At 72.1% G+C, this 9531-nt stretch carries 12 protein-coding genes; 3 read left to right on the forward strand and 9 right to left on the reverse strand.

The features are described from left to right. The 3 genes from AB0I15_RS66215 to AB0I15_RS66225 all read right to left on the reverse strand — a co-directional run. Nucleotides 1-1185: serine hydrolase domain-containing protein (locus AB0I15_RS66215; protein ID WP_358120906.1), on the reverse strand; the 1185-nt coding region annotated here is incomplete at its 3' end. A 92-nt stretch (nt 1186-1277) separates the two neighbouring features. Beyond that, complete coding sequence (locus AB0I15_RS66220; protein WP_358120909.1) at nt 1278-2477, reverse strand: cytochrome P450; 1200 nt, start codon at nt 2475-2477, stop codon at nt 1278-1280. A gap of 30 nt (nt 2478-2507) precedes the next feature. After that, the gene (locus AB0I15_RS66225; RefSeq protein WP_358120912.1) at nt 2508-2975 is read right to left on the reverse strand and encodes a hypothetical protein; all 468 of its coding nucleotides are present in this window, start codon (nt 2973-2975) and stop codon (nt 2508-2510) included. 156 nt (nt 2976-3131) lie between these two features. Here AB0I15_RS66225 and AB0I15_RS66230 point away from each other — a divergent pair, with 156 nt between their 5' ends. Together AB0I15_RS66230 and AB0I15_RS66235 are read left to right on the forward strand one after the other, a co-directional pair. Then, nucleotides 3132-3782 carry a TetR/AcrR family transcriptional regulator gene (locus AB0I15_RS66230; protein ID WP_358120914.1) on the forward strand — a complete coding sequence of 217 codons (651 nt, stop codon included), beginning with the start codon at nt 3132-3134 and terminating at the stop codon, nt 3780-3782. Beyond that, nucleotides 3779-5266 (forward strand): protein kinase, encoded by a 1488-nt coding sequence (locus AB0I15_RS66235; protein ID WP_358120916.1) that lies wholly within the window; start codon nt 3779-3781, stop codon nt 5264-5266. The genes AB0I15_RS66230 and AB0I15_RS66235 overlap by 4 nt, the downstream gene beginning before the upstream one ends. On the opposite strand, the gene AB0I15_RS66240 is transcribed toward AB0I15_RS66235, so the two are convergent. From AB0I15_RS66240 to AB0I15_RS66255, 4 genes are all read right to left on the reverse strand, one after another. Next, on the reverse strand, nt 5197-5733 hold the full coding sequence (locus AB0I15_RS66240) for an SAM-dependent methyltransferase (protein WP_358120929.1): 537 nt from the start codon (nt 5731-5733) through the stop codon (nt 5197-5199). The genes AB0I15_RS66235 and AB0I15_RS66240 overlap by 70 nt on opposite strands. A gap of 18 nt (nt 5734-5751) precedes the next feature. Next, nucleotides 5752-6303, reverse strand: a complete 552-nt coding sequence (locus tag AB0I15_RS66245) for a hypothetical protein (RefSeq protein ID WP_358120919.1) — start codon at nt 6301-6303, stop codon at nt 5752-5754. Between the two features lie 29 nt (nt 6304-6332). Next, nucleotides 6333-7115: an NPP1 family protein gene (locus AB0I15_RS66250; RefSeq protein ID WP_358120922.1), complete on the reverse strand. Its 783-nt coding sequence runs from the start codon at nt 7113-7115 to the stop codon at nt 6333-6335. Nucleotides 7116-7274: 159 nt separating this feature from the next. Further along, on the reverse strand, nt 7275-7646 hold the full coding sequence (locus AB0I15_RS66255) for a helix-turn-helix domain-containing protein (RefSeq protein ID WP_358120925.1): 372 nt from the start codon (nt 7644-7646) through the stop codon (nt 7275-7277). A gap of 85 nt (nt 7647-7731) precedes the next feature. On the opposite strand from AB0I15_RS66255, the gene AB0I15_RS66260 reads away from it, so the two are divergent. Continuing rightward, nucleotides 7732-8592 (forward strand): NAD(P)H-binding protein, encoded by an 861-nt coding sequence (locus AB0I15_RS66260; protein ID WP_358120931.1) that lies wholly within the window; start codon nt 7732-7734, stop codon nt 8590-8592. A gap of 106 nt (nt 8593-8698) precedes the next feature. On the opposite strand, the gene AB0I15_RS66265 is transcribed toward AB0I15_RS66260, so the two are convergent. After that, nucleotides 8699-9298: a hypothetical protein gene (locus AB0I15_RS66265; protein WP_358120927.1), complete on the reverse strand. Its 600-nt coding sequence runs from the start codon at nt 9296-9298 to the stop codon at nt 8699-8701. An 8-nt stretch (nt 9299-9306) separates the two neighbouring features. Next, nucleotides 9307-9531, reverse strand: a 225-nt coding sequence (locus AB0I15_RS66270; RefSeq protein WP_358116989.1) for a hypothetical protein, incomplete at its 5' end; no start/stop codon positions are given.

The raw sequence follows: 9531 nt of genomic DNA on the forward strand, positions 1-9531 counted from the left end.
GCGGACGGCGGCCCACCGCCGCGAGCGGGCCACCCCGCGCACGCCCAGCGCGGCCGTCACCAGGGCCAGCAGGACGAACAGCAGGTCGGTGAGCAGGGTGGGCGGCGACGAGGGCACGTACGGCGTGTCCCCCTCGATCAGGGCGACGAGCCCGTCCATGAGGGTGCCGGCGTCGGCGAAGGCCATCCCGGTGTTCGCCATGACCGCGACGCCGTAGCCGGACTCCGGCATGAGCAGTTGCCGGGCCGTGGCGGTGAAGAGGTCGCCGCCGTGCTCGACGACGGGGGTGCCGCGCCTGGTCGTGTCGAGGTGCCAGCCCAGGGCGTACGTGGGGTCCTGCGGGGAGGGGGTGCGCAACTCCTTGACCGTGGCCGGCGACAGGACGCCGGTGTTCTGCGCGATCAGCCACCGGGCCAGGTCGCCGGCGGTGCTGATGACCCCGCCGGAGCCGTTGCCGAACCCGGCCGGCTCGGGCAGGGCGATGGCCCGGCCGAGCACGTACAGGTGGCCGCGGGCGCTGCCGGGCAGGTCGCGGTCGGTGTCGATGGTGGTGCTGTCGCGCATGCCCAGCGGGAGGAACACCTGCTCGCGCAGGTACGCGGCGAACGGCCGGCCGCTCACCACCTCGACGAGCCGGGCGGCCACCTGGTAGTTGGTGTTGTGGTAGCTGAAGACGGTCCCTGGGGCGGCGGCGAGCCCGGTGTCCTTGAGGCGGGCCACGGCGCCCTGGAGCGTACGCGGCTGCGGCAGGCTCTTCTCGTGGAAGGCCGAGTCGGCCATGCCGGAGGTCTGGTGGAGCAACTGCCGTACGGTGATCGCCGCCGCCCGCGGGTCGGCCATCGTGAACTCCGGCAGATACCGGCGCACCGGCCGGTCGAGCTCGACCGCCCCCTTCTCCACCAGCCGCAGGACGGCCAGCGAGGTGAACGACTTGCTGACCGACGCGACGGCCATGGGCGTGCGCGCCGTCATGGGGGCGCCCAAGGCGGTGCGGCCGTACCCGGCGGTGTGGACGACCTCCTTCCCCTTGGTGATCGCGACCGCGACCCCCGGCACCCCCGTCGCCGCGCGGTAACGCTCGACGAACGCGTCGATCCGCGCGGGGGTGATGCCGTGGGGCGGCGGTACGGGAGCGGAGGCGGGCAGCAGCGCGAGGCAGAGCGCCGCGAGAGTGTTCCTGAGCACCCGTCGAAGCTATGCAGGGGGATCTACCAGCGCTATTGAGTGATTCCTCCGCCTTTGTTACGGGAAACCGCCAGTGTACGGGCAACCGCCAGTCACTTCAGCGAAAGGCGGCGCACCCCCGTCATGGTCGGTGTCGGGATGAACCGCACGGGGTCCTCCGGATCGGTGCGCAGCTCGCCGAACCGGTCGAGCAGAACGTTCAGCGCGACCCGCCCCTCCAGCCGCGCCAGCGGCGCGCCCAGGCAGAAGTGGATGCCGCGGCCGAAGCCGAGATGCGGGTTGGGGTCGCGGCCGGGGTCGAAGACCGCGGGGTCGGGGAACTGACGGGGGTCCCGGTTCGCCGCGCCGAGCCAGAGCATGATCACCTGGTCGGCCGGGATCGTCACGCCGCCGAGCTCGGTCTCCCGGGTGGTGGCGCGGCTGATGGCGGCGAACGGGGTGAGGAAGCGCAATGACTCCTCGATGACCGCCGGCACCCCGGCGCGGTCGGCCCGCACCTTCTCCTGCTGCTCGGGGAAGGCGTCCAGGCAGAGCACCGTGTTGCCGAGCAGCATCGTCGTGGTGACGTGCCCGGCGAGCAGGAGGACGATCGCGAAGTTGACCACCTGCTCGTCGGGCAGGTGGTCACCGTCCACCTCGGCCTCGACCAGCTTGGTGAGCAGGTCGGCGCGCGGCCGGCGGCGGCGTTCGGCGGCGTGGCCGGCCAGGTAGGCCGTCATCTCCCCCCACGGCTTCATCACGGCCCGCATCTCGGCGGCGCGGTCCTCGCTCTGCTCGGCGAGCGAGATCTTGCCGTCACGCTGGAACAGCGCGTCGGCCCACTGCTTGAACAGAGGCCGGTCGCTGCTCGGCACGCCCAGCAACTCGGCGATGACGATGACCGGAAGCGGATAGGCCAGGTCGGTCACCAGCTCCAGCCGGCCGCGCTCCCGCGCCGCGTCGAGCAGCTCGTGGGTGAGTGCGGCGATCCGGGGCTCGAGATCCGCGACCACCTTGCGGGTGAAGGCGGCGCTGACCAGCTTGCGCAGCTTGCCGTGCTCCGGAGGGTCGATCTGGGTGATGAAGCCCTCCAGCGAGAACTCGTCGTTGCTCGGCAGCATCTCCTTCGGGATGACGCGCATGGTGTCGGAGGAGAACGTCGCGGGGTCGCCGAAGACGTCGTGCGCCTCGGGGTGACCGTAGACGTTCCACAGACCGGCGGCGGGGTCGTGCTCGACCGGACGGCCCGATCGGGGGCCGTGCAACCAGAAGTGCTGTACGGGGATGTCGTACCGCTCGACGATGTCGGCCATCGCCACTCCTCGGGTCTCGGTGGTGTGAGATCAGTCCTTCATGTCGCTCCGGCGAAAGTCGCGCCAACGCTGGAGCAGTTCGTCCGCGTCGCGTTCGAGGAAGACGAAGAACGCGCGGAACTCCTCCAGGCGCGCCCGCGCATCCGCCCGATCGTCGCCGACGACCGACAGCCCGAAATCGGCCGTCTCCAGGACGGGCCGTATCCGGGACAGCTGGTCCCGCAGGACCTGCTCCCATCCGCCCGGCACGACGCGGTAGCGGTGCTGGCGGTGTGGGGTCGGAACGTGCTCGATCATGCTGCCGGACTCCAGTTGCCGGGCGGCCGTGCTGATCGCGGTCTTGCTCACACCGAGCCGCGTCGCCAGGTCGGTGAGCGACTGGTATGGGGGGTCGCAGATCATCAGCCACGCGTAGAGCCGGCCCATGGTCCGCGTCCCGCCGAACCGCTCCATGATCAACCCCATGCGGTCGACGAACTCGCTTTCCCGTGGGTCCATTCGGCAACTCCGTCAGCATCGTCAAGTACGTACTTTACGTACGCTACGTACACTTTCGGCCGTAGGCAAGACTCCGGCTTCATCCCATGACGACCCCCTTGCGCCGCATTGATCGCTTGTCTAAGTTATCCCCCGTAACTATGAGGAGGATCTTCGGTGAAGACCGGCGGGCGCACGGCCAGCTTCACGCTCCGTGACGTCGTCGACGCGGGAACGCGCATCGGCCTGACGGACCTGACCGTGCAGGGCGTGGCCGACGCGCTCGGCGTGACGACGGCCGCGATCTACCGCCACGTGCCGAGCCGTTCGGCGCTGGAGCGCCTGGTCGGCGAGGCGATCCTCGACGAGCTGCATCTGACCGACGACCCGGACGAGCCCACCGTCGCCCACCTGGTCCGCTTCGCCGGGCAACTGCGGAGCTTCACGCTCGGACGGCCGGGCACGGCCCGCTACCTCCAGCGGCTGTTCCCGCGCGGGCCGTCGGGCCTGCGGCTCCTCGAGCAGGAGATCACCGCCCTGGGCCGGCGCGGCTACGACCCGGCCACCGCCACCGTGATCGCCTCCGTGATCGCCACCATCGCCCTGGGCGTCACCGTGGCCGAGCAGGAGCGCGTGAGCGCCGACGACCCGAGGGTCATCGACGAGCTGATGCCCCTGAAGGCCGGTTCGCCGCTCCTCCGGCAGGCGATGGCGGGCATTCCCGACCACACACCGGAGGACTACTTCGTGTTCATGCTCACCGCCGCCGCCACGGGACTGGTCGCCCAGCTCCCGCCCGGCGGGCCGATCCCGGTCTCGGTCACGTGACTCTGCGTCCCGAAGACCCCCGCGCGGCCGGGCCGTACCGTCTTGAGGGCCGGCTCGGGGTGGGCGGCCAGGGCGAGGTGTACGCGGGCCGGGGTCCCGACGGCCTGCTCGTCGCGGTCAAGCTGCTGCACTCGCACCTGATGGCCGACGACGAGGCGTGCGTCCGGTTCCTGCGCGAGGTGGGCACGGCCAAGCGGGTGGCGCCGTTCTGCACGGCCCAGTTGCTGGACTCCGGATTCGCCGGCGGCCGGCCGTACATCGTCAGCGAGTTCGTGGACGGGCCCTCCCTTCAGGACTCGGTCCGGGAGAGCGGGCCGCGCGGCGCGGCGGCGCTGCAGCGGCTGGCGATCAACACCGCGACGGCGCTGGCGGCGATCCACGCGGCCGGGGTGGTGCACCGGGACTTCAAGCCGGGCAACGTGCTGCTCGGCCCCGACGGGCCCGTGGTGATCGACTTCGGCATCGCCAAGGCCCTCGACCTGAGCCAGTCGGTCCTCACCAGCCAGCCGATCGGCAGCCCCGCCTACATGGCGCCCGAGCAGATCGCGGGCGGCGCGGTGGGACCGGCCGCCGACCTGTTCACCTGGGCCGCGACCATGTACTACGCGGCCACGGGCCGGCGGGCCTTCGGCGGGGAGTCGATCCCGGCCACCCTGCACGCGGTCCTGCACACCGAGCCGGATCTGGGCCCGCTGGACGGGCGGTTCCGGCGGCTGCTGCAGGAGTGCCTGGCCAAGGACCCGGCCCGGCGACCCACCGCGGCCCAGGTGGCCGAGCGGCTCCGGGCGCTGCCCGTACCGGCCTGGCAGGCCGCTTCGTCCGGGCGGCCCGCCGGTCGTCGTGCCCTGGCCGGCGTCCTGGCGGCCGCCGCGCTGGCGGTCACCGGCGGCGTCCTCTTCTACGCCCTGCCGCCCGCCACCGCGGACCCCCAGGCGGCGGCCCTGGCACCCGCCACCCCCGCACCCTCCTCCCCCGCGCCCTCCTCCCCCGCGCCGACCAACCCTGCGCCCACGAGCCCGGCGCCCACCGGCTCCAGGCCCTCCGCGACGGCGGGCCCCGGCAAGGTGGCCCAGCTCGTCCGGAGTCCCGCGGCCTCCTCCCCCGCCAAGCCGCCCCGCACGGCCACAACCTCACCGCGCCGCAAGGACCCGTCGCCGAGCCGCCGGCAGACCGTCGGCCCGGCGACGCCCCGATCGACCCCGACCCGATCGGCCGCCAAGCCCTCCCCCACCGAGAAACCCACCACCAAGGCGCCGCTGCCGCCCACCACGGGCACGGTCTCGTGGAACGACGGCAACGCCTACTGCCAGGCGCAGGGGTACGGCTCCGCCAGCGGAACCTGGTACAACCTGCGCTGCGACGGATCCGGCCCGGCGGTCACCCCCACGATGCTGTGCCGGTGGAAATACCCCGGTTACGCCAACGCCGTGGGAGAGGAGCCGGCCAACGGGTTCACCCCCGTGGCCACCTGCCAGTTGTCCTGACCTCGGCCGTCACCCCGTGGGCACGGACCGATCAGGGCTTGCGCGCGATGCCGCCGTACATGAGCCGCCGGCCCACGCTGAGCTCCGTCGATGAGCCGCTTGACCGCCTCGTCGCCGAGAATGGCCGCCGGGTCGCGCAGGTCCGAGGTGACCACGGCGGTGTGCTCGCTCTCCGCCAGCAGCGCCCGGCCGTGGGCCGGCACCATTGGGTCGTTGTCGACGTAGACCACGCGCGCCTCCGGGTCCGCGCGCTGCGCGACCTGGTGGGTGTTCTCCCACGGCCGGCAGCCCCGGACCACCTTGGCGACCTCCGCGACGAAGGCGCGATCGACCTCGAAGTCGTCCTTACCGTGCAGCACGACCTCATAGGCGCGAGCGATGCCGGGCTTCGAGGTGTCGATCGCGTTCTTCCTCGCGGAGTCGATCGCAAGATCATAGGGCGTATCCGACCTGACACATGCGGTTATCGTGGGACAACCGGTGGTTTAGGACACCACCACGCCACCACCCGGCAGACCGGCACGATCGGGCACCACCCGGGGCAGGTCGCGCAGCCACGCCGCCAGGTCCGCGGGCCACCACCGCCCCGCCGCCAGCCGGCCCAGCTCCTCCGCGACCGCTCCGGCCGAGGCGGGCACGGGCACGACCCGTACGGGGGCGGCCCCGGCCAGCACCCCGAGCCACCAGTGCCGCCAGGTCTCGCTCAGTCCGTCGGGGTTCAGCAGCAGGTAGTAGTCGGGCAGCGTGAGCCGGTCGGCGCGCAGGTCGCCCAGCGCGGCCTCGACGGCGACCTCCAGCCCTCCGACGATTCCGGTGCCGTCGAAGAACGCGGTCCACGCCGCCGCCACGTCCGCCAGCGGGTCGGCGTCGTGCACCACGTACGTCGCCGCCGACCGGCCCGCGAGCTCCGTCACCTCGGCCGGCGCGCGGTCCCCCCGGGGGATCGCGCGCACGTTGTGCAGGCCGTCGAGCCCGGCCACGACGTCGCCCGCGCCGTCCCCCGCCACCACGACCACCGTACTGGTCAATCGCCGCATATCGGGCAGTCTAATGGCAGGCCCGCCTCCTACGCGTGAGGGTCGAACGGGATGCCGGCCGGCTTGGCCTTCGCCAGTTCCGCGCCGAACGAGGCGTCCTTGAGCCCGAAGCTCGCCGAGCCGAAGTTGTGCGCCACCAGCCGGTCGCGCAGGCCGGGCGGGTAGTCGTCCCAGCCGACCAGCGGCGGGAACTGCCAGGTGCCCTTGTGGTTCTCCGGCTGCTCGCTCGCGCTCGCGAAGCGGAACGCGTGGGTGGAGAGCCCGTCCTTGTGGTAGATGATCTTCGGGTGGGTGCCCTCCCAGGGGAGCTGCGCCCGGGGGCGGACGTTGTACCTGCCGTGCTCCGACGCCGCCACATACTCCGCGCCGCCGCCCTGGACCCAGACCACGACGTGCTCCCAGTCGTGCCGGTGCCCGCAGCAGCCGGGCAGCGCCTGGTCCTTTTCGAAGTAGAGCCCGTACATGTACGCGCACCAGCCGTTGTTGCACTTCGAGCGCGAATAGGAATTGGTGTTGTCCAGGTCGGACAGGTCATGGCACTGCCCGTTGACCGCGCCGCCCAGCGCCAGCCCCGGCGCGATGGTGCCGTCGCGTCCGATGGCGGGCGTGGGATAGCACCCGTCCCCGTCGTAGTCGAACGCCGGCTGGTACGTACGATCGGCCGCCGGCGCGACCCCGTCGAGCGCGGCCGGCGGAGCCGCGTGGGCGACACCCGGAACCGCCAGGACGATCGCCACGGCGCACACCAGCGCCCGCAGGACGAACGATAATCGCCGTCCGCCGCCGGTGGATCGGGGGCTCTCGGCTGACATGGCAGGCCTCCTGACGAGATCGGCGAGGTGCTCCGCGACCTTTGTCTCACGAAGCGGCCCCCCTGACCACGCCCCACCGCGACCTCATCGGCCCCGGCCTACGGCGACGTCACCGGCCGAGACCTACGAAGCCGCCATCGGCCCCGGGCCGCCGTCACGTCATCGGCCCCGGGCGCGTGCGGCCTCGAGCTCGGACTGGTGCGCGAGGGCCCACAGCCCCACGGCGCGTACCGGCTCCAGGAACGAGCGGCCCAGCTCGGTGAGCGCGTAGTCGACGCGCGGCGGCACGCCCGGCCGGACCGTGCGGCTGAGCAGCCCGTCCTCTTCGAGCGCCCGCAGCGTACGGGTGAGCATGCGGCGGCTCAGCCCCTCCACCGACCGGTCCAGCTCGTTGAAGCCGCGTGGCCCGCCCTCCAGCACCGACAGGATCAGGACGCTCCACTTGTCGCCCACCCGCCGCAACATCCTGGTCGCGGGGCACTCCTCGTGATCGTCCACCGTGACGGGGACGGTGATGGCGGCAGTGGACATGAATGTGCCTTCTTTCGAACCGTTCGCCTGCTGGCCAAGGATCAGGGTACGCACATCGACCGATTACGGAGGACCTGTAGTGATCATGGTCAGCGGAGCGTCCGGGCAGCTCGGCCGCCTCACCCTCCAGCACCTTCTCCAGCGGGTGGACGCCGCCCGCGTGGTGGCCCTGTCCCGTGACCCCGATGCCCTCGCCGGGCTCGGCGTGGCCACCCGGCATGCCGACTTCGACGACCCGGCCGGGCTGCCCGCCGCGTTCGAGGGCGCCGAGCGGCTGCTGATGATCAGCATGGGCTCGTTCACCGGGGCGCCGCGCGGCCACGTCAACGCCATCGAGGCGGCCGCCAAGGCCGGCGTGGGCCGGCTCGTCTACACCTCGTTCACCAGGGCGGGCGATCCCGGCCAGCCGCAGGCGCTCATCCAGAACCACAAGGAGACCGAGCGGCTGCTGGCCGAGTCGGGGCTGACGTTCACGGCGCTGCGCTTCAACCAGTGGCCGGAGATGTGGAACCTCGTCGGCGTGCCCGCGCTCGCCGTCGCCACCGGGGTGCTGCCCAGCAACGCGGGCGACGGCAGGGTGGGCCACATCACCCGCGACGACAGCGCCGCCGTCGCCGCGGCCGTGCTGGCCGAAGGCGGCCACGAGGGCCAGCTCCTCGAGGTCACGGGCCCGGCGGCGGTGACGGACACCGATGTCGCCGCCGCCCTGTCCGAGGTCACCGGCCGGACGATCCGCTGCGAACCGGTCTCGGACGCCGGCCTGGCCGCGGCGCTGACCAGGCGCGGCCTCCCCGAGATGTACGTCCAGGGCTGGACGGGGCTGGGCACGTACAAGCGGGCCGGCTGGTTCGACGTGACGACACACGCGGTCGAGCGGCTCACCGGCCGCAAGCCCACGTCGATCGCCGACTACTTCGCCGCCCACCCCGAAACCCTGACCCCGTAGGCACCTTGGCAGGATCGCCCCGACCACGCGAGCCTGCGTCACCGGAGTCACCACAGGCCAAGGGCAGGTCCGACACCAACCGCACGATCGGCCTGGCGTGCGCGGCCTATTCGGAGAACCCGCCGGCCCGGCTCCACCGCAGTTTCGTGGAGCCGTTCCGGAAGGTGACCACCTCACCGCCGTCGCCCGCCGACACCCGCTGCCAGCCGTCGAAGCTTCTGGTCAGGTGGTGTGCCCAGGTGCTCAGGTCGCCCACGCCCACGGCCGCGATCGACTCCATCGGCGGCTCGCCGTCCGAGCAGTAGAGGCCGAAGTCCGCGATGGCCGCGACGGTCGCACCGAAGGCGCGCAGCTCGACCCCCTGGCACGCCTCCGTCTTCGTTCCGTAGACCAGCCGGGGCTCACTCCAGCCGATCTCCGGGCCGTAGTGCTGCTCGAAGAGCCCCTTGCCGCGCCGATAGTGCATGGCCACCCGCCGCCCGTCGTCCAGCGTGACCTCGGCGTTGTACGGGTCTCCTTGACCGTTCCACGAAATGTCGCTCTTGCGCGGGCCCGCCTTGTCGGTGGACGGCGAGGTGGACGGCACGCTGGACGCCGTGACGGCCGGAGTCGAGGGCGGTGAGGCGGGGCGGGCCGGGGCCTGCCCGCCGCACGCCGTCACCGACACCAGCAGCACCGTTCCGGCCAGCACCCGCGGGTCGCGCATCGGCAGCGCTACACCTCTTCCACGCTGCTCGGCTCACGCCGGGACAGGTCGATACCGAGCTCCTCCGCGGCGCGGAAGACGTCCTCGTCGGTGTCGCGCATCTCGATGGACATGCCGTCGCTGGAGAGCACCTCGACATTCAGGCACAGCGACTGCATTTCCTTGATGAGGACCTTGAAGGACTCCGGGATGCCCGGCTCGGGGATGTTCTCGCCCTTGACGATGGCCTCATA

Source organism: Nonomuraea sp. NPDC050643, from assembly GCF_040654715.1.
Lineage (GTDB): Bacteria > Actinomycetota > Actinomycetes > Streptosporangiales > Streptosporangiaceae > Nonomuraea.

Excerpts from the sequence above, each read along its gene's own strand:
- AB0I15_RS66220 (WP_358120909.1), bottom strand. The coding sequence starts at position 2,477 with ATGGCCGACATCGTCGAGCGGTACGACATCCCCGTACAGCACTTCTGG.
- AB0I15_RS66225 (WP_358120912.1), bottom strand. The coding sequence starts at position 2,975 with ATGGACCCACGGGAAAGCGAGTTCGTCGACCGCATGGGGTTGATCATG.
- AB0I15_RS66245 (WP_358120919.1), bottom strand. The coding sequence starts at position 6,303 with ATGCGGCGATTGACCAGTACGGTGGTCGTGGTGGCGGGGGACGGCGCG.
- AB0I15_RS66250 (WP_358120922.1), bottom strand. The coding sequence starts at position 7,115 with ATGTCAGCCGAGAGCCCCCGATCCACCGGCGGCGGACGGCGATTATCG.
- AB0I15_RS66255 (WP_358120925.1), bottom strand. The coding sequence starts at position 7,646 with ATGTCCACTGCCGCCATCACCGTCCCCGTCACGGTGGACGATCACGAG.
- AB0I15_RS66260 (WP_358120931.1), top strand. The coding sequence starts at position 7,732 with ATGGTCAGCGGAGCGTCCGGGCAGCTCGGCCGCCTCACCCTCCAGCAC.
- AB0I15_RS66265 (WP_358120927.1), bottom strand. The coding sequence starts at position 9,298 with ATGCGCGACCCGCGGGTGCTGGCCGGAACGGTGCTGCTGGTGTCGGTG.